Origin of the sequence: Psychrobacter sp. Ps4, from assembly GCF_022129285.1 — a bacterium.
Classification (GTDB): domain Bacteria; phylum Pseudomonadota; class Gammaproteobacteria; order Pseudomonadales; family Moraxellaceae; genus Psychrobacter; species Psychrobacter immobilis_A.
This window is the reverse complement of the sequence record NZ_JADQAK010000002.1, coordinates 83,281-104,099: the sequence shown is the minus strand read 5'-3', so window position 1 is coordinate 104,099 and position 20,819 is coordinate 83,281. Positions and strand designations below refer to the sequence as shown.

At 44.1% G+C, this 20,819-nt stretch carries 16 protein-coding genes; 11 read left to right on the top strand and 5 right to left on the bottom strand.

Annotation, left to right across the window (positions count from 1 at the left end):
- Nucleotides 1-86 precede the first annotated feature (86 nt).
- Nucleotides 87-716 carry a heme ABC exporter ATP-binding protein CcmA gene (ccmA, locus tag I3252_RS01815; protein WP_055124780.1) on the bottom strand — a complete coding sequence of 210 codons (630 nt, stop codon included), beginning with the start codon at nt 714-716 and terminating at the stop codon, nt 87-89.
- 133 nt (nt 717-849) lie between these two features.
- Between ccmA and I3252_RS01810 the strand changes: the two genes are divergently transcribed.
- The 3 genes from I3252_RS01810 (at nt 850) to I3252_RS01800 (ending at nt 3,804) form a co-directional block, all read left to right on the top strand.
- Nucleotides 850-1,884, top strand: coding sequence for a hypothetical protein (locus I3252_RS01810; RefSeq protein WP_238034031.1), 1,035 nt, complete (start codon nt 850-852; stop codon nt 1,882-1,884).
- Between the two features lie 68 nt (nt 1,885-1,952).
- Entirely contained in the window at nt 1,953-2,768 is an 816-nt protein-coding gene (locus tag I3252_RS01805) for a YbjN domain-containing protein (RefSeq protein WP_238034030.1), read from the top strand.
- Between the two features lie 118 nt (nt 2,769-2,886).
- Complete coding sequence (locus I3252_RS01800; protein ID WP_238034029.1) at nt 2,887-3,804, top strand: histone deacetylase; 918 nt, start codon at nt 2,887-2,889, stop codon at nt 3,802-3,804.
- 48 nt (nt 3,805-3,852) lie between these two features.
- Here the strand turns inward: I3252_RS01800 and I3252_RS01795 are convergent, their stop codons facing one another.
- Together I3252_RS01795 and coaBC are read right to left on the bottom strand one after the other, a co-directional pair.
- Nucleotides 3,853-4,635, bottom strand: a complete 783-nt coding sequence (locus tag I3252_RS01795) for a sulfite exporter TauE/SafE family protein (protein ID WP_238034028.1) — start codon at nt 4,633-4,635, stop codon at nt 3,853-3,855.
- A 39-nt stretch (nt 4,636-4,674) separates the two neighbouring features.
- Nucleotides 4,675-6,093: a bifunctional phosphopantothenoylcysteine decarboxylase/phosphopantothenate--cysteine ligase CoaBC gene (coaBC, locus tag I3252_RS01790; protein ID WP_238034027.1), complete on the bottom strand. Its 1,419-nt coding sequence runs from the start codon at nt 6,091-6,093 to the stop codon at nt 4,675-4,677.
- Nucleotides 6,094-6,220: 127 nt separating this feature from the next.
- On the opposite strand from coaBC, the gene radC reads away from it, so the two are divergent.
- From radC to I3252_RS01775, 3 genes are all read left to right on the top strand, one after another.
- The gene (radC, locus tag I3252_RS01785) at nt 6,221-6,904 is read left to right on the top strand and encodes a DNA repair protein RadC (protein WP_238034026.1); all 684 of its coding nucleotides are present in this window, start codon (nt 6,221-6,223) and stop codon (nt 6,902-6,904) included.
- A gap of 349 nt (nt 6,905-7,253) precedes the next feature.
- Entirely contained in the window at nt 7,254-10,199 is a 2,946-nt protein-coding gene (locus I3252_RS01780; protein WP_238034025.1) for an acyl-CoA dehydrogenase, read from the top strand.
- A 914-nt stretch (nt 10,200-11,113) separates the two neighbouring features.
- Nucleotides 11,114-12,490, top strand: coding sequence for a dicarboxylate/amino acid:cation symporter (locus I3252_RS01775; protein ID WP_045444003.1), 1,377 nt, complete (start codon nt 11,114-11,116; stop codon nt 12,488-12,490).
- Nucleotides 12,491-12,599: 109 nt separating this feature from the next.
- Here the strand turns inward: I3252_RS01775 and I3252_RS01770 are convergent, their stop codons facing one another.
- Complete coding sequence (locus I3252_RS01770; protein ID WP_045453480.1) at nt 12,600-13,355, bottom strand: TSUP family transporter; 756 nt, start codon at nt 13,353-13,355, stop codon at nt 12,600-12,602.
- 497 nt (nt 13,356-13,852) lie between these two features.
- On the opposite strand from I3252_RS01770, the gene nhaA reads away from it, so the two are divergent.
- From nhaA to I3252_RS01755, 3 genes are all read left to right on the top strand, one after another.
- Nucleotides 13,853-15,055 (top strand): Na+/H+ antiporter NhaA, encoded by a 1,203-nt coding sequence (gene nhaA, locus I3252_RS01765; protein WP_045444001.1) that lies wholly within the window; start codon nt 13,853-13,855, stop codon nt 15,053-15,055.
- 149 nt (nt 15,056-15,204) lie between these two features.
- Nucleotides 15,205-15,789 (top strand): DUF2799 domain-containing protein, encoded by a 585-nt coding sequence (locus I3252_RS01760; protein ID WP_238034024.1) that lies wholly within the window; start codon nt 15,205-15,207, stop codon nt 15,787-15,789.
- 77 nt (nt 15,790-15,866) lie between these two features.
- Complete coding sequence (locus I3252_RS01755; RefSeq protein ID WP_238034023.1) at nt 15,867-17,237, top strand: oxygenase MpaB family protein; 1,371 nt, start codon at nt 15,867-15,869, stop codon at nt 17,235-17,237.
- Between the two features lie 82 nt (nt 17,238-17,319).
- Here the strand turns inward: I3252_RS01755 and I3252_RS01750 are convergent, their stop codons facing one another.
- Nucleotides 17,320-18,054, bottom strand: a complete 735-nt coding sequence (locus I3252_RS01750) for a CoA pyrophosphatase (RefSeq protein WP_055124790.1) — start codon at nt 18,052-18,054, stop codon at nt 17,320-17,322.
- A 594-nt stretch (nt 18,055-18,648) separates the two neighbouring features.
- Between I3252_RS01750 and I3252_RS01745 the strand changes: the two genes are divergently transcribed.
- Nucleotides 18,649-19,212, top strand: coding sequence for an NUDIX hydrolase (locus I3252_RS01745; protein WP_045453478.1), 564 nt, complete (start codon nt 18,649-18,651; stop codon nt 19,210-19,212).
- A gap of 191 nt (nt 19,213-19,403) precedes the next feature.
- Entirely contained in the window at nt 19,404-20,732 is a 1,329-nt protein-coding gene (locus I3252_RS01740; RefSeq protein WP_238034022.1) for a serine hydrolase, read from the top strand.
- Nucleotides 20,733-20,819 lie beyond the last annotated feature (87 nt).

The following is a 20,819-nucleotide window of genomic DNA, read 5'->3' as shown; positions in this document are numbered from 1 at the left end:
TTTGTACTGGACCGTCTATTTCTATCATTTATTTGCTCTTCTACGGATGCTTGGGACACTTATACTGAGAGTATGCAAACTAGTATTCAAACCATATAATCGGACAAGTCGAGCACTTGATTGGCAACACCAACGGCCTGATGACTGGTCATTAATATAGCGCCACCTTCATGGGCAAAATCGCGCAATCTGTCTTCCATTCGCGCTACCATATCGACATCAAGGGCAGTAAAAGGCTCATCGAGTAGCCATAATGGTGTCACCTCAGGGGTCAATAAATATAACCTTGCAAGGGTGATACGGCGGGTTTGCCCAGCAGATAAATGGCTTGAGCTAATCGTCTCAAAGCCCTGTAATCCGACCCAAGTGAGGGCATCATCAATATCAGTAACGCTTGGGCTAATCCCATATAAATTTAGCAGAAAGGTCAGGTTTTGCGCGACCGTTAGATTTGGATGTATACCCAACTGGTGCGACACATACAAAGGCTGAATAGGTAAATTCGCTACTCCTTGATAATAAACCTCACCGCTTAACACTGGCAATAACCCAGCCAGCTGCATCAGTAAAGTGGTCTTACCAGTACCGTTTGCACCAATTAAATGGCAAATACTACCAGCTGCCAGATTGAGTACAACCCCTTCACATAGAGGGATTTCACCGCGCTGAACGGTCAGCTCATCAAGCGCAAGTAAGGCGGTATTCAGAGCTGTCATCAAAACCTCTCATTATTTATTAAGCGGCAATCAATATTCATCACAAACACAGATGACGTTCATGGCATAATACTTTATGCTTACCCCACCCACACAGTATAACAAATTGTCGATTATTATGACCTCAAAACCTATGCAGACTTCAAAAGATAACCAAAATTTAGATATGCCAGCGCTAACCATAGATGGCTTAATCGAGGCACAAGTTGCGTTTATGCAGCAATGGTTACGCACACAAGCTGAACCGCTGTCGATGGAAGCGTGGCAATGGTTTGCTGCACAGCCATTGAATAAATATGTCAGCGCCGATAATTTGCAACAGCTGATTAATGACTGGCTACTCAATCAACCGATGACGGATATGATACGTAAAGATATTCGCGATATCTTGCATACGATTATTTATCATCCAGTCAATGATAACGTGCCGTTGTCTGAGCTGGTGGATGACACTCAAGTTGAAACCCTTGCCAACTATGTCGGTAGCCACGATCAGCAACGCAATATCTTGATTCATACCCTGGTCGGCAACGAGACTTTTGCCGATTTGCTAACCCAAACGCTATATCATGCCATTAATGACTTTATGGAAACCACGCTGGATAAAGCAGGCGCTGCTGGCAAACTGATGAAATTTGGGCGCAGCTCTTTTGAAAAAGCGACCAATAGAAATCTTGACGAAAAACTGCAGGCGTATTTGCATCGTAATATTAAAGATTTAGCACGCCGCGCAGAAGCCAATGCGCAAGAGCATTTATCAAATGACGAAGTCGCGCGATTACTAATCACTGGTTGGGCGCGAATCAAAGACCAGCCTGTCAGTCATCTACAGACTTATCTGCGTGATGAACCTGACAACAGCAGCATCGATCATATCGAAGCCAGCATTCAGCAAAGCTATAACCGCCTGCGCCAGTCACCTTACTTACACAGCCTTGTGGCAGCGAGCATCGATACTTGGTATGGTAATCATCAGTCAGATACTATTGCGACGGTAGTTTCGAGTCTTCATATTGATGAGCAAGCCATGACCCAATTGAGTACAGCGCTATTACCTGTGGTACACGATGCCATTGAAAGCGAGTGGTTGACGGCACATGCTCGTGAAATGTTACAAGCGTTTTATGAGCAACCGAATATCAAAAAAGGCTTAGCATTTAATGCCTAGTCATTTACTGTCTTGACGTATTTGTCTCAATTTTCCATCTCATTCATTTATTTGACAGCACCATACTTATGAGTCAACGTAACACACTCAGCTTGTGGCAAAAACTCAAACAGTTACTGACTGGTTCAGCAGCGCAGGCTAATGAAGTTGAAATTGATATGACGCAAACAGAACCTCATGACATATATAGGAGTGATACATATAGTAGTGATACAGATGATGAGGATACTAGTGACGCTCATGATGATACCAAAATTGATTCTCAATCTGATGTCAAAAATAAAAGCAAACATTCAGAAACTGACGCCTTTAACTCGAGTGCCAGTCAACACGAAGCTAGCGACACGCCCATTATCGATTTTCTGAAACAGTACTTTAATGATAAGCAATGGCACTATACTCACTATCGACCCAAAAGCAGTGGCAACAAAAACAATGACCGTCAACAATCACATCACTTATCGCTTAGAATGCGCAATAAAAGTCTCGATTGCGGCTATTTGTTTCGCGTGCAAGAAAACAACAAGCTGCTGGCAGTCTATGGAATTTTGCCATTTTTAATACCAGAGAGTCATCAAAGCGCGGCGATGCTACTGATTACTCAAATAAATTATGACTTGTTAATCGGCAATCTAGAAATGGATGTCAATGATGGCGAGATACGCTACAAACACGCTATCGATGTCGAAGCGGTAGGCATCGGTAATGATGTTATCGAGCATTTATTACAAAGTGTCATCGCGATGACCACGGTCGCGAATGAGATATTTAGTGATTTGATCGATAATCAAAACCCTGCGGAAGACTTACCGACATTGCTGACCGAGCTACGTCACCAATCAGATTCTAGAACCTTCTTTTTGCCAACGCAATTTGTGCAGTAATGAACTGACTACCATAGCTATCCATAGCTTTTACAATGTCTCATCTGTACCTTACTTTCAAAGCGCTTAAACCTATTTATCCTTAAAATACTTTTCAAAAAAGACATCCTCTAACACTATGCTAAAAATTGCTTACTCTGATATTTTTCGATATTCTGTGCCGGAAAAACACCGCTTTCCTATGCAAAAATATACCATGATTCCCGAGCGGCTATTGGCTGAAGGCACTATCAGTACCGACAACTTTTTTGCCCCTGCACGTTTGAGCGAAGATGAGATTTTGACCACGCATACTGCGGACTACTGGTATCAGCTGAAAACCCAAACGCTACCACGAAAGGAAGCGCGAGCCATTGGCTTTGAAATGACACCAGGGCTGGTAGAGCGTGGGCGTTATATTGCTCATGCCACTTATGAATGTGCATTATATGCGCAGCAATATGGCGCGGCGATGAATGTCGCAGGTGGCACGCATCATGCGTTTGCTGATCATGGCGAAGGGTTTTGCGTATTTAATGATGTTTGTATCGCGAGTAATTTATTATTAAATCGCGGACAAGCGCAAAAGATTTTGGTGATCGATTTAGACGTCCATCAAGGCAATGGCAATGCCAGTATTATGATGGATGAGCCACGCGTTTTTGTGTTTAGCATGCATGGCGCAAAGAACTATCCATTTCGAAAGCAAGTATCAGATTTGGATATTGAGCTAGACAATGATACTGGCGATGTGGAATATTTGCAGTTACTAGAGGCGACATTACCACGTTTGATTAGCGACGTTGCGCCAGATATGATATTTTATCAATCCGCTGTCGATGTACTGGCAACTGATAAATTAGGAAAACTTGGACTGACGATAGAGGGCTGTAAGGCACGTGATGAATATGTATTACGCCAAGCAAAAGCCGCTAAAATTCCTATCGCTATCGTGATGGGTGGTGGCTATTCAGAAGATATCGACGATGTGGTTGAAGCGCACTGTAATACCTTTCGTTTGGCGCAACAGATATTTTTTAATGAAATAACAAAATAATGCGCGCATAAAATAGCATCTAAACAGCCAGCTGCCTCGCGAGCTATCTTATAAAAATGCGATAACTCCCTGCCAGCCGACACGAATACCAAGCACGGTAAGTATCAATAAAATAAGCTGACGAAAGCGCGCTTGGGGCAAATAGCGACGCAAGCGGATGCCAACTAAAAGCGCAGCAATCGATAGTACACTAAGTAGAATAATCAGCTGCCATTCACCACTGCTGAGCGCCATAATAGGTTCACGTAATACCATAATTTGGGCAATTTTACCCAAAAAATAGCACATGTTGCCGACTTTGGCGATGGTGTTTTTATCATCGCTGGCAGACAGTAGATACATCATCAATATGGTCGACATGGCATTGGTCGAGCCACCAATCACCCCTGCACTAAAACCAACGATGATTAACACAGGCTTGGTAGCAGGTAGACGGAGTTGCTTACCAAGCAAGCTGCTTATGACGTAAAAACCAATAACCGCTGCCAATAGTAATAAAATATAGGCGCTATCGACCCATAGTAAGAGCTTCGCGCCTAGAATACTACCGAGTAAGCTGGTCAATGCCAGTAACCAATAGCGCCTGCCGTAATAGATAAAATTTTGCCAGATCGTACGGTCGCCACCCGCGAGCCAAGTCATGGCATTAAGCAATAATGACGGAAAAATGACCAACACAATAGCATGTGGTAACGGATAGATACTAGCAAGCGCAGTGGTCGTCACCAACGTCACACCTAACCCACTAATACCGTGTAGCAACGATGCCAGCGCAAAGATTACCATCAATAACAACGTCTGAGTGCTATCACTATCCATCATATTAGCCATAAACATTAAGACCTAATATCTGGATTAATAGTGACATAACTAGGCATTGTGACCATTGTGGCGTTGCCATATTGTCTCACCAATGATGCCAGCCAACTGCTCTGCAATCTTATCTTTGCTCGCCTTCTCAAGTGTGACGCTATCGTGCTCATAACGCTCTGAGAAAAATACCTGCATGGCATTGTCATCGCTGGCAAAACCAATGTCTGCTCGGGAAACATCATTACAAGCGATCAAATCTAGATCTTTAGACACCAGTTTGCCACGAGCATAGCGCTCGATATCTTGCGTTTCTGCCGCAAAACCGACTACAAACAGCGCTGGATGCGCAAGCGAAATCGTCGCTAAGATATCAGGATTTTTGACCAAACTCAGCGTCATAGCATCTTGGGTTTTTTTAATTTTTTGCGGGGCAGCTTCTTCAGTACGATAATCAGCGACAGCCGCAGTGGCAATAAAGATATCCGCCATTACATTTTGATTCTCGCTATGAGCATGCTCCTCATCATCAATCTCATGGCTATGGTTATGACTGTGGCTATGATCATCGCTGCAATCACACTCGCCATGATGTTCATGTTGATGGCTATGATCGTGATCGTGTTCGTGAGAATGGTCGTGCTCATCTTCAGGCACATACTGTAGCGCACTGTGCGTACCATCCACGCACTGCTGGGCGGCTATCAGCATCTCTTTAGCCGACAATACATCAATACGCGTGACATTCAGCGGTGTCGGCAGTGCCACTTTGCCGCCCGCAATCAAGATAACATCTGCACCAGCAGCCACGCACGCACGTGCTAATGCAAATCCCATCTTGCCAGTAGAGTGATTGGACAAGTAGCGCACCGGATCGATAGCTTCTACCGTCGGTCCTGCAGTAATCACCACTCGTTTACCTACCAATAATTGCGGCGTGGTTTGCATGGCATTGAACAATAATACTTCTGCCAATAGCTGCTCAGGTTCAGGCAAACGCCCTGCTCCCACATCACCGCAGGCTTGCTCACCGCTAGCAGGCGCAATAATTTGATAATTCATATCGCGCAGGGTTTGGACATTGAGATTGACCGCAGGGTGCGCCCACATCTGCTGATTCATGGCTGGTGCAATGATGACTGGTGCCGCCGTTGCAAGGCATACGGTTGTCAATAAATCATCAGCCATGCCCATCGCGAGACGCGCAAGCGTATTTGCAGAGGCTGGCGCAATGATGATTAAATCTGCCCATTTCGCCAATTCGATATGCCCCATCCCCGCTTCTGCTTTTTCATCGAGTAATGAGATATGCACCTCATTGCCAGTCAAAGCTTGCAGGGTTAATGGCGTAATAAAAGCTTGTGCCCCTGTGGTCATAATGACACGCACCTCAAAGCCTGCCTTGATTAATAGGCGGGCAAAGATAGCAGATTTATAAGCGGCGATACCGCCAGTGATAGCAAGCACAATATTGGACATAAGCATGGCATCAATAAAAAGTTGAAAGATAAAATTGCGCTTATAGTAACAATTATGAGATAAGTTGGGTAAGAATTTCCGTATTTACTCAATATATCTAGCAGCAATCCATTCTCAAGGAGTGACAATGGCGATTAAAGACTGGCATGAAGATGATAGACCACGTGAAAAACTACTAAAATTTGGGGCAGCTCATTTATCTGATGCCGAGATATTAGCGATATTTCTGCGCACAGGTACGCAGTCACAGTCAGCTATCGAGCTGGCGCGTCATTTGATCGAGCAATTTGGTAGCTTGGCAGAATTATTGGCAGCGCCGCAACAGACGGTTCTTGCTTGTCATGGTATTGGTCCTGCCAAATACGCGCAGATATTGGCCTCACTTGAGATGGGCACGCGTTATTTGGACAGTCAGCTTAAAACTGGTCACGCACTTGGGCGCTCGAAAATGGTCAAAGACTATATCAGCACTCAGCTGCGCAGGGAGCATCGCGAAGTCTTTGCAGTACTTTGCTTAGACAATGCGTTAAATCTCATTAATTTTGAGATACTGTTTACTGGCGGCATCTCCTCTTGCTCCGTTTGTATCAAACACGTTCTGCGTCATGCCTTGAGTCACGCCGCCAGCCAACTCATCGTCGCACACAATCATCCGCATACCGACGCGACCCCTTCAACGGCAGACAACTTATTAACTTACGAGCTAAAGAAAGCATGCGATTTAATCGATTTATCCTTGGTAGACCACATCATTGTTGGACGCAATGAGACATTATCTTATGCAGAAAGCGGCTTAGCGCCTTTTGGATAATTAATTACGACTGTTGTTTTTGCCTATATGAGAAAATCTTGATACATATAATCGACACAGCGTAGCATTTTAGCTATTGATAGTTATCGGCAACTGTTTCATATTGATGGCTAAATTTGTCTTTTATTTGTCTGTCACTGGTTAGACAGTTATCAAAGTCACTTTTGTAAAATGCTCAACAAATTAAAATTGATTATAAAATATGCTACAAAATCCATAATGGCTCATTAGTTTAATTTGGTCACCAGACCCTTAAACATCAGCAAAAATAACAACAAGATTTATTCAAATACTTTAATACACACACATTTTTCGCGCTTTTGGTTTAGCGTTATAAAAGGAGACAGTCATGGCAATTGGCTTATTTATTTTGGCAATCATTATTCAATTAGCCATGGTTTTGGCCATCTTTTTATTGTCTCTATCACGAGTCACAGGCAGTATCGTTGCCCTAGTTACCGTTCTTGTCACCGCCTTTATCAGTCCTTGGTCGCTCATTTTGGGCATACCAATCGCTTTACTTTGCATCGTTTTGCTCGTCGCTCCTATTCGTCAGTCACTGATTACCAGACCTGTTTACAAGACTTTGGGCGGGGCAATGCCGAGCATGAGCGATACCGAGCGCGAAGCACTGGATGCGGGTACCAGCTGGTGGGAAAAAGAGCTGTTTATGGGCAATCCCGACTGGGACACTTTTGCTCAATATCCCTATCCAGAGCTGTCGGCAGAAGAGCAAAGCTTTATTGATAATGAAGTAGAAGTACTATGCGCCATGCTTGATGAATGGAAAATTCAGCATGAAGACAAAGAGCTGTCGCCTGAAGCGTGGCAATTTATCAAAGCCAATGGATTTTTAGGCTTAATCATTCCAAAAGAGTTTGGCGGTTTAGATTTTAGCTCTTATGCACAAAGCCGTATCATGAGTAAAATCGCTTCGCGCTCGCCGACCGCTGCGGTTACCTGTATGGTGCCAAACTCGCTCGGCCCTGGTGAGCTGTTGATGCACTACGGTACGGACAAACAAAAACAGCGCTGGCTACCCGGTCTTGCCAAAGGTGACGAGGTGCCTTGCTTTGGTTTGACGGGTCCTGAAGCAGGCTCCGATGCTGGTGCGATTCCAGATACAGGGGTAGTTTGTTATGGTACGCATGAGGGCGAGCAAGTGCTCGGTTTGCGTATGAACTTTTCTAAGCGCTGGATTACCCTCGCACCTATCGCCACGGTCGTGGGGTTAGCATTCAAGATGCACGATCCTGAAGGTTTGCTTGGCAATCCTGATAAGACCGATTACGGTATCACTTGTGCGCTCGTTCCTGCCAGCCATGAAGGCGTTATCATAGGACCACGCCATAATCCAATTGGCTCGCCATTTATGAATGGTACAGTCGATGGTAAAGACGTCTTTATTCCACTAGATTACATCATCGGTGGCGTCGAAAATGCAGGTCGCGGTTGGCGTATGCTGATGGAGTGCTTGGGCGTTGGTCGCGGCATCTCTTTACCAGCTTTATCAACCTCAGCCAGTGAAATGACGTATCTGTCTGTCGGTGCTTTTGCCAAAGTACGCGAACAGTTTAAAATCTCTGTTGGCAAGTTTGAAGGCGTCCAAGACGCTACCAGCCGCATGGCCAGTAACACTTATATGCTAGAGGCATTTCGTCACCTCGTCACCTGCGGTCTGAACCAAGGCGGTACACCATCAGTGATGACAGCAATGGCAAAATACTATGCTACTGAAACCATGCGCAGTGTGGTCAATGACGGTATGGATGTGGTTGGTGGTCGCGCGGTACAGATGGGTCCACGTAACTTTTTGGCCACACCTTATCAGGCAATTCCAGTATCTATCACGGTTGAAGGCGCAAATATCTTGACGCGCTCACTCATGATATTTGGTCAAGGTGCGATGCGTTGCCATCCTTATCTCTTTGATGAGCTGCAATTGCTGCAAAGCGAAGATAAAGAAGGCGCACTCAAACAGTTCGACACGCTATTTTTTAAACATTTGGGTTATACCTTTAATCGCGGCGCAAAGGCATTTGTCGCAGGTTATGTCGGTGGCAGTAATCATGCACCCAGCTTTGCGGACAGCTTTACTCGTCCATACTACAAACACATCAACCGCCTGAGCGCAAGCTTTGCCTTAACGGCTGATATGGCGTTAGGGTTGCTCGCTGGCGATTTAAAACGTAAAGAGATGCTGTCTGGACGCTTAGCTGATATTCATAGCCATTTATTCATTAGCACTGCTATTTTGCAGTTTTATGAGCATGGTACTAAATCAGCGTCCGAACGCTTGCATGCTGAGGTTGCCTTACAAAATAGCTTATATACCATTCAAGAAGCTTTTGAAGCCTTTTTTGCAAACTTCCCTAATCGTATGGCGGCCAGTTTGGTCAGTTTTGTGACTTTCCCCAGCGGCTCTATCTTTACGCCGCCAAGCGATGAGCTCAAACGCAAGTTGGGCGATGCTTTTATGGATGACTTTGAAGCCAACCCGTTCCGTGATTACCTCAAAACCATGGTCTATTATAATACTGAAGCCGATGATGTAACTGGACGTATGGAACACGCTTATCAAACGCTACTGAGCATCGAGCCATTATGGCAGAGGTTTAAAAAGGCTGAACACAAAGACAGTTTTGAAGGGCTGACTTTTGAGGATCATGTGGTATATGCCAGCCAAAATGGCGATATTACTGAAGAAGAAGCTGAAGTGCTTATTCAGTACAACGCCATACGCTTTGACTCATTATTGACCGATGTGTTCGATAAACATTTATTGCATGCCCAAGAGCGCACCAATCCACACAGCCTTGATAATGCTGTACAGCAACTGACGGACTATGCACAATTAAAAAATGACGCGCAAGCTAGAAACGGCATTGCGACAAACATGACAGCTGAAAATGATGTCGACTCTAATGATTTGGGTACGCCCGTCAATACAGACAAACCAACTGGCGATGCCAACCCCAATCATGGTTATGAGAGTGACGGTGATGTAGAAATGGTTAAAGAGCAAGATACCATTGAGGAGGTACGTGCACAGACCGATTTTGATGAGTCTGAGCCTGAGGTGGAAGCACTAGATCATCGCCACCGTGACGCAGAGTCACACTTAAGTGAACGCATGAGTAACAACCATCGTCTGAATCAACATAATGCTGACGACCTAGAGCGTTCTGAAATATCTGAAGATGCAGAAAATGTGAAGAATGATATAGACAAACCTGCCGCTACTGATTCTAAATGGCAGGATGGTCTACGCCGTGATGAAAGTGACAAAGTCTAAAATAAAAAGCTTTGATAATTCTTAAAATGACAAGCTTTGAAACAATAGGCTTTTAAATAACAAGCTTTTAAATAACAAGCTTTGAAATAACAAGACACAAAAGAATCAGGCTTAAAATATTTAAAAAATAATAGATGTTAAGGCTGCTATAGTCGATTCAATTTAAAAGTAGTACAAGGCAACCGAGTGTAGATGTATATTTAATACTTCAAGCGAGGTTAACGCAGTAATACTTTTATAGTGGAATGACTATAGAAGCCTTGCACGATACATTCTGACCATTCACTTAGAAAAGACTGCCCCATTTGAGCAGTCTTTTTTTAGTTATGAATCTCCATTTTTAACCATTAAGGCGTGTTTGATGATTCAACCATGGCACTGACAGAGACTGTTTTTTAGGCAGCTCAACATTAAAAATAGTCAGTTTAGTCATTCTAAGCGTCTACTTTTAACAATGAAATGGCAAAAAACAGCCCTGTCTCCCTCTATTAATATTGGAAATAATACTAAATTCTCCCAGCTCCATATAAAAAATATGTTATAAAACTAATTAAGGCATGAGCATTACCGTCATTTTATGCTTTGTCTAGAACAGTTTTGGCGATCAGCCGTATCTATTTTTGAATGTTCAACACGCCTTAATATTGGTCAATATGCCTTGTCATTTACCTACTTTACTCGCGAAAAATTCGGCGCAGATAACTTAACTATTGATTTATATTACCTTAGTCATAAAAAAACGTTGCAGTATCCTTAACAATTATTTTATATTGTGCCCCGAAAACGTGACACTAAGTGGAAGTTGAAAGAATTTAATAGACGTAGCAAGAGCGGTGATAATAATGGCAACAATCACATTGATGTGAGCAGCCTATCTATTCGCTACTGGGGCACGTACACAAAGGATATAAGTTATGTGGAAAAATATGGGACTGACCGGCAAGATTATTGTCGCTATGGTACTCGGTATCATACTGGGATTGTTTATAAACTATTCAGGACTGAACGCTGAAGGCGGTTTCATTCATACGTACATTACCAATGGCTTCCTCGCCATTGTCGGCAAGCTATTTGTCAACTCGCTCAAAATGCTAGTCGTGCCTTTGGTGCTGATCTCACTGATTTGCGGTGTTTGCGGTATTGGGGATATTCGTTTGCTTGGTCGCATCGGCACCAAGACATTTCTTATTTATATGATGACAACAGCTCTGGCTATCGCAACAGCGATTGGGCTTGGCGTGCTATTTGGTATCGGTAAAGGCATGAATATCGAAACCGAAGCGGCATTTGAAGCAGCTTCAGCACCACCACTGCTAGATGTGTTCTCTAATATTATCCCATCAAACCCCATCAGCGCGATGGCAAATGGTGATATGTTATCGATTATTTTCTTTGCTATTTTGATCGGTGTTAGTATCTTGATGGTGGGTAAACCTGCCAAAGGCTTAGTGCAGAGCTTAGAATTAATCAATGAAGTCATCTTAAAAATGGTGACCATCATTATGAATCTTGCGCCTTATGGTGTATTTGCGCTATTGACCAAAGCAATGGCAGAGCTGGGTTTAGACTTGATTTGGTCACTGCTCGGTTATGTGGCGGTATTGGTCGGCTCATTGGCATTCCATTTCTTTGTCACTATGATGATTGTACTCAAAGTCTCTTCAGGCTTATCCATCAAAACCTTTTTGGCAAAAATGCGCGAAGTTCAGATTTTTGCTTTTAGTACGTCAAGCTCGAACGCGACGATTCCTATTACCTTGCGTACGGTAACCAAGCGCATGGGTGTCAATAACTCAGTTGCTTCATTTACTGTTCCATTTGGTGCGACCATCAACATGGATGGTACCGCCATCATGCAGGGCACGGCGACCATTTTCATTGCCAATATTTATGGTATTGACTTGGGCGTGACTGAGTATCTAACTGTCATTCTAATGTCCGTTTTGGCTTCCGTCGGTACCGCTGGTGTACCGGGTGTTGGTCTGATTATGCTATCAATGGTATTTGCCCAAGTCGGTCTACCTATCGAAGGCATCGGTCTTATCTTAGGTGTGGATCGTATCCTTGATATGTTACGTACCGCAGTGAACGTCGGTGGCGATGCTGCTGTGACGGCTATTGTGGCAAAATCAGAAGGCAAAATGGATTTGGCTATTTATAACGATCCTAACGCTGGCGCAAAAGACGTGTTTGATGGTCACATTGATGAAGACAATGAGCGTGAATTCTCTGAAGTCTTTAGTGATGGGATCATGGGCAGTGAGTACGATGATATCGATCGTCGCCGCTAGGCACTCGCATTGAATAGATTTTGATAATTTATTCACGATACATAAAAAACCTCAGTCATATTGGCTGAGGTTTTTTCTTTGCTAAATACATTTACTTGATGAACAACAATCAACCAAAAACGTATTTGGTTACCATCGCCAAGCATACCACTACAATCATCGGACGAATCAGCTTACTACCGCCCTTGACCACCATATGAGAGCCAAAATACGCGCCTATCGTTTGTCCCACCATCATGGCAAGCCCTACTTTCCACAAGACATTACCGCCCAAAATAAAGAATATTAACGAGCCAATATTGGTCGATAGATTCAATACCTTTGCTGCACCTGTTGCTTCGATAATTTGCCGACCGCGCAACGCCACGTTGCCGAGCGCAAAAAACATCCCTGTGCCTGGTCCAATATAACCATCATAAAAACCAATTAATGGTGCAACCACTTTTTGCCATTTGCCTTCTGAGATACGCGGCGCAGCTTCTACTTCGCCAAGTCGAGGCGCAAACAAGGTATAAATCCCGATAGCCGCAATCAAAAACGGAATCAGTGTCTCAAGCAGATCTGGCGGCGACATCTGTACAGCGATAGTGCCAAGAACAGAACCGATAAAAGCGCCAACAATAGCTACTTTGATACGTTGCGGTTTGACCACCCCTTTTCTAATCATCGTAATAGAGGCTGCTAGCGCACCTGAAGCGGCTTGTAGCTTATTGGTACCGAGCGTTAGCACTGGTGGGATATTGGCGAGTAACATGGCGGGGATGGTCAATAAACCGCCACCACCAGCGATAGCATCAATAAAGCCTGCCAACGCTGCCACAGCGGTAAGCATTAATATAACCTCTAACGAAAGCGATAAGTCCATGACGCTGACCTGTAAATTTTATGATGGAAAATGAGGAAGTCCTAAAAACTGGCTTTAAGAACAGGAAATAAAATATTAGTAGCAATGTTGCTATCAACTTTGCTATTCATTAGCTGATAGTACTGCTGATATGTATTAAAGCTGTGACAGAACATCACAAAATGCCAATCATTATAAAGATAAAACGCTAAAAAAAGCCAAAAACGTAAAAAAGTCTGCTAGATTTGTCTAACGGCTTAATAAGTATCTAAAATAAGCAGCGATTGATTAAAAGTATGTAACGACTTATAAGGCTTTTGTCTGCTCTATCGACTTTATAATATCGCTATTATTAATGTGACAGGCGGCACTTATAACTTTTGGTTGACGTATTTTGTTGTCTATATCAATAAGAGTATGAGAAACTGTTGCTGTCTATCATGTCTTTATGAGTCGTGTCATAGATATTTGAGGTTATTGGATTAATTTGTAATTCGTGTTTAGCAAATGAGGATGATATGGCAATACGCAGGATTAAAGCATTTTTTGAATTTGAGGCAGCGGGCGGTATCGTCCTAGCATTGGCTGCCATTGCTGCAATGATTATTGCCAACTCCCCTCTTAATGTGTGGTATGAGGGCTTTATTCACGCACCCGTTGCCATTCAAATCGGTGAGTTCGCTATCGCTAAAGACGCTCATCACTGGATCAATGACGGTTTAATGGCGATTTTCTTTTTTTTAGTGGGACTTGAGCTAAAGCGTGAAGTGTTGATCGGTGAGCTGTCTAATGTTAAGCAAATCATCTTGCCAGCTGGTGCGGCGCTCGGTGGCATGATTATGCCAGCGATTGTCTATCTACTTTTTAACTATAACGAGCCTGAGTTTTGGAAAGGATGGGCGATTCCAGCCGCGACTGATATTGCTTTTGCCCTAGGTATTTTGAGCTTATTAGGCAACCGCGTCCCCAACTCTTTAAAAGTATTTTTAGTATCGATTGCTATTTTTGATGATATTGGCGCCATTTTAATCATCGCTTTATTTTATACCAGTGATTTGTCATTAGAGTCATTGGCAGTGGCAGGTCTATGTCTACCTTTCTTATACCTTCTTAATCGTCGCAACGTCACCAGCATCACGCCTTATCTGCTGATCGGTGTGATCATGTGGATTGCGGTACTCAAGTCCGGCATCCATGCCACCTTGGCTGGCGTGGTCTTAGCACTATTTATTCCTATGTTTGACCGTACTGATCCTGAGCACTCACCACTAGAAGAGCTAGAGCACGATTTACATAACACCGTTGCCTTCGGTATCTTGCCATTATTCGCATTTGCTAACTCAGGCATATCTCTCAAAGGTGCAGGCTTCGCTGAGCTGTTCCATTCAGTACCGCTTGGTATTGCGGCCGGTCTATTCATCGGTAAGCAACTGGGTGTGATGATCATGTGCTGGTTAATCTTTAAGCTTGGTATCTCAACCATGCCAAGAGGCATGAACTATAAGCAGATTTACGGTGCAGCCTTACTCTGTGGTGTTGGTTTTACCATGAGTCTGTTCATTGGCGGTCTGGCATTTGCTGGTGAAACAGCCTTATTTGATGAGCGCTTAGGTATTATTATGGGCTCAATCGTCTCTGGTATCGCAGGTTACCTCATGCTCAAAGTCAGCTTGAAAGACAATGTAAGCGGCACCTCAGTCGATCTGACTCGCCCTCATTAATAAGAAGATAAGCCACCTAAAGGCGATTTAGCTTATCGGTGGCTTATGATTTTATAGTTCACGTACTTTGGCAGCCGAGCATGGTTCATTAAAAGTATTTTTCATTAGCCATATCAGCACTTGCATCAATAGCCATAGAAGAGAGAATCATGCGACAGTTTGTACTGCGGCCTTCGTTAAGCTTGGCGCTCCTTGGTAGCATTGTTTTACTATCAAGCTGTGCCACGCTCTCTAAGCAGGAGTGCCTCGTTGGTGACTGGCAGGCTATTGGCTACAATGATGGCGTGGCAGGTTACCCATCAGACCGCCTTGCATCACATGCCAAAGCCTGTGCCAAGGCCAGTGTTGCCCCCAACTATCTGGCATGGGAGCGCGGTCGCCAGCTGGGTCTTAAGCAATACTGCACGACCAGTAATGCTTACAATGTCGGTCGGCGCGGACGTCAGCTCAATAATGTTTGCCCTTTAACCTTGGCGAACACACTGCAAACTGCTAATCAAAAAGGCTTAGACTATTATGCATTAGACAGTCAGTTAGACAAAGACAAGCGCCTCATAGAAACCTACCAAGAAGAGTTTGATAAGCTAGAAAGTGGGGCGATGTTAAACTTTGCTAATGAAAAAGAAGCACGCGCGCGTCTACTATCATTAGCCGACGAGCTGCGTAAAGCCAAGCACCGTATGAACACCACGCAAAGACAATTAGAAGCTCTAAACCAGTCAAATAGCTATTAATACTATTGGCCTTGTGAAATAATCTAATAGGAAAATATTTGGTAAGAAGGCATTTGGTAAGAAGGCATTTGATAAATATGGATTCAATCAACATAACTGATAAACAGACGGCTGCTACTTTGAATCACCAACAACCCTTAATAAAACCTTATCAGCGTCACGGACGGACGACCGCGATTGATGACCATAGCGACTTGCAAGTATTAAAGCGCATCAAGCGTTATTTATTGCCAAAAGACTTCGTTATCTCGCAAGATTTATTAAATGAAATAGTCGCGGGCTACGATATTGGCGATTCACTGGCAGATACGTTGGCCGCTGACGGCATTCGTTTTGCAAAGCCCCTACAGCAATTTATTATCAGCGACAGCAGCAATAGCAATAAATTCGATGCTAATCTCACAAACAACTCTGCATTTAACGCCTTGGCTGAACAATTTAGCCACCATCCCGATTGGTTCGATCCCAAGCTTGCCCAAATCGGTGCGGTTGCCTATCGACGCTATCCGCTGATGCTGATTTGGCTACTACGTAATGTCGCCCTGATGGCAGGCTACAGCATTCCCGCCCTCTCCCTGCCGCTCATTCAGACAGGCGCATTGATGCACGATGCCCTGCCGCGCCTGATGCGTACGTATGCCTATATCCTAGCCGTCTCTGAACATCCCCCATTACATAAGTCGAATACAAACGCCCATAATCAACGTCAGTCTATCGAGCAAGTATTGGCGATTGGCTCAGAAGGTTGGCGGCAATCAATCAAGGTGCGGCAAATTCATACCCTAGTACGGCAAAACTTGCTCAAAGGTAAAGGCAATGCTGCTAAAGGCGTCATACCAAATGCCGACCAACATCACAAGCCAGATGGCAGCTGGAATACTGATTATTGGGGTCTTCCTATCAATCAAACCGACATGATTGCTACTCATTTGCAGTTTTCATTGTTGATTATGCGCGGGTTACGGCTACTTGGCGCACGCATCAGCACTGAAGAAGCGGCAGGTATTCTGCATCTATGGAATCTTGCCAGTTATTGGATGGGGGTTGACTTAGAGCGCCTGCCAAAAGATGAAACCGCCTGTTGGGAATGGCTTTATACCTATTTATCAATTCAGCAACTTGATTTTAAAATGGGGCAACCATTAGCCAAAGCCTTGCATGATTTGCCGCGTCAGCTGATGGGCGAAGACAATCGACGGGGGCGTTTCGTTGAGATGGTCAATGCTAGCGTGACTCGTACTTTGGTCGGCGATGATATCGGCGATGGGCTGGATTTGCCAAAATCAAAAATCCGCTTTGGTGTCTTATCATCGGTGCCGATTCTCTTTGCGCTCGATACGGCACGCCAACACAATCAAAGTGTGGCTGAAAAATTAGAAGCCTTCCGCGCCAAACGCCAAGATAATATGAACTGGTGGCTTAAAAAAAACGACGATTATTATAAGTAAGCAATTATAAATAAAGCATAGTAGCTAAAATAAAACGAATAACGTTTAGACGTCAGCCGTTAGCCGTTAGCCGCCTTACGGATTAATTACGCGTATTTTGGATACGATAATACCACTCAAGCTGCCGATCAAAGCCTGTTTCTAGCAGACTGGCAATGACTCGTCCTGTCAGACCCCAAACCGTTTCACCATCCACTTGCCAGCTAGGCGTGAGAATAGTCGCGATCTTATCTTGCATTGCATATTCTACCGCATACTCGACAGTAGGCTGAGTCAGCAAGGTTTCAAAATCTGCCCAAAAAATGCGCGAGATTTCGCCAAGCTCAGGTACCAATAGTAAATCTGGCGCAATCAGCGCCACAATAGGACGCACACTCATACCACTTTTAGAGGTTTGAATGGGCAATTGACCAATTAGCTGGACTTTATTAGGTGGTAGTGCCGTCTCTTCACAGGCTTCACGCAAAGCGGTGACGACATTATTACCGTCGCCTGCGTCATGTTTACCACCAACGCAAGAGACCTCGCCAGCATGGCTGTTCATGTGCGCAGCGCGGCGTGTCAGTAGCAGCTTTGGATGGCGTTCATGGGTAATGGCAACCAATACCGAGGCATCGGCAATGGGTGTTTGATACAAGCTATCTAGAATGCGAGTGCTACGAGAAGTGCTAGCATCATACAGCGCAGGACTGGTAACGGCATTTAAGGTCTCATGCTGCACCCGTTCCGCCAGCGTCCTAATAGTGGGATAACGAATAAAGTCCGGCACAGCGACTGAAAACTCATCAAAACGTAGCGACTGCGGGGGAAGTAACATGATTATTGCCCTATATTTTTATTAGAATTAAGCATCGGATGGTGGAGCTTATCTCTCGCAATGTGTACAACGCTTGCGCCAGAGTTATTGCTACGCGTATCGCATCTACTACATGTTGGTTTCCATTCATTCATCGTTATGCTTGGCGACGTAAAGTGGCATTTTTTAATATCCCCTACTCTGATAGATGCGCGCGCTTTGCTGGTTACCCTTACTTAGAGCAACACCAGTCGCGGAAGCCATTACTCTTGTTGTTGGTAAAGCTATCATTCAATAGTTAGCGTGAGTCTAGCCTAGCGCAATCTTATCGTGACTGCATATACTTTATGTGACTGTCCTGCTTTGCCTGCTGATGCATTCATTAATAGCAACCGTAGCCGTAAGCAGTTGCGCAAACCTGTGTGCTTGTTATTATCACTGCCAGTGTGATGAGAATTTGTGTTATCTTAGGATTAACAGCTATGATCACATAACATCTGATAAGCTAAAGTCATACTATTTTATAAAATAAGAATCATAATTTTTCAAAGAACGACAATCCTTTTTCTCATTTCTATTTATCATGTAGATTTATCATTAAATAAGGCAGTTGATATGCGCTATTGTTTACAATGCGGTCATGAAGCGGAACGCAAAATACCAGCCACGGATAATATCCCACGCTTGGTATGCCCCAATTGCCACTATATTCACTATGAAAATCCAAAAGTGATTTGTGGCTCACTCGTTGTGCATAAGCATCGGGTACTGCTATGTCGCCGCGCGATCGAGCCACAGTATGGCTTATGGACACTGCCAGCTGGCTTTATGGAAAATGGCGAAACCATGGCAGAAGGGGCCGCTCGTGAAAGTTTTGAAGAAGCAGAAGCGGTCGTCATCAATCCGCATTTATATTGCTTATATGATATTCCTGATATCGGGCAAATCTATAGCATCTATATCACTGAGCTAAAAGACGGTGCTTATGGCATCGGCTCTGAAAGTCTTGATTGTGCGTTATTTACTGAAGAAGATATTCCATGGGACAAACTTGCCTTTGAAGCGGTACGTCGTACCCTAAAAAGTTACTTTGCTGACCGCAAGCAATACGATAACCATGAAAATTTCCCTATTCATCAGGATATCATCGGTAAAGACCAAGCGATCAAGCGCTACTAACCCTAAGCATATAAAGAATAGAGTTATAAACATAACGTTATAAAAAATAACCTTATAAAAAAATCAATTGCTTTACAAAAGTGGTTGGTAAAAACCATTGATAAGTCTTATGCTAAGTTTTGAATATAGCCACTTATCAATGGTTTTTTATTGTCTGAAGTTAATCGTTTAAGCCGACTTGCGAGAATATTATGCTGACTTTATTGCAACGCTCTTTACCTCTATTACCGCTGACCATCGCCATGACTCTAACCAGTATAAGTATCACCAGCCATGCGGAAGATGCACGGTTAACCGCCAAACAATCCGACCCACAAACGCTTGGCTGGATGCAAGGTTTTCCGCCGCCTGCCGATAAACTGATTACTCAACCTTCCTCTAATTTTTTTAGTTTTCCCAAGCTGCGTTGGACGGTCTGTCATATCCGTGAGTTGATGCCTACCACTGACGTCAGTCGCGGTATCGGCGCGCCTTCCAAGCTCAGCTATGAGTTAGATAAAAATATCGATGCCATCACCTTTATGCCTACTAACAGTAAGCGCCTAATGACGTGGAAGCAATCACTGGATGCCAATTATACTGACGGCATTATGGTCATGCATCATGGCAAGGTGGTATACGAGCGCCAAAACGGCTGCCTCAATGAGCTGGGCAATCATGCGGCGATGTCGATGACCAAATCAATGACTGGGCTGTTAGCAGAAATCCTCGTGACCGAAGGTAAGCTTGACGATAAAGCTTTGGTGTCCTCTATCATTCCAGAGCTCAAGAACAGTGGCTTTGGTGATGCAACCGTACGCCAAGTCATGGACATGACCACAGCGCTAGATTATAGCGAAGACTATGCTGATCCTAATGCCGATATCTGGAAGTATTCAGAAGCGGCAAGCCCACTACCAAAACCGAAAGACTATAAAGGACCCAATGGTTACTTTGAGTACCTGCAAACAGTTAAGAAGAACGGCGAACATGGGGAAGCATTCAACTATCGAACCATTAATAGCGACGCGCTAGGTTGGATTATTTCGCGTACGACTGGTAAAGCGGTGAATGCATTACTCTCTGAACGCATCTGGCAAAAAATCGGCGCTGAACAAAGCGCCTATATGACGGTCGATGCTAAAGGTACGCCGTTTGCTGGCGGCGGTCTTAGTGCAGGTTTGCATGATATGGCACGCATTGGTAGCTTGATGCTCAATAAAGGTGAGATTAATGGTGAGCGCTTATTCCCAGCTGCGGTCGTTGATAATATCGAAGCGGGTGGCGATAAAGAGGCTTTTGCGAAAGCCGATTATAAGCAGCTGACTAACGGCAGCTACACAAGCATGTGGTGGTTATTTAATAACCCCACGCCCATCTATGCAGCACGCGGCGTCCACGGTCAAACTGTCTATGTCGATCCAGCAGCCGATATGGTCATTGTGCGTTTTGCGTCATACCCAGATGCCAGTAACGGCAAAATAGACCCGACTTCTTTACCTGCCTATAAAGCAGTCGCCAATTACTTAATTAGAAAGTAGTTAATCATAGTGAATGCACAATAAAAGCTGCCATTTTTAAAGTGGCAGCTTTTAAATATGAATATAGCTTTGAGTGTTATAAAATTA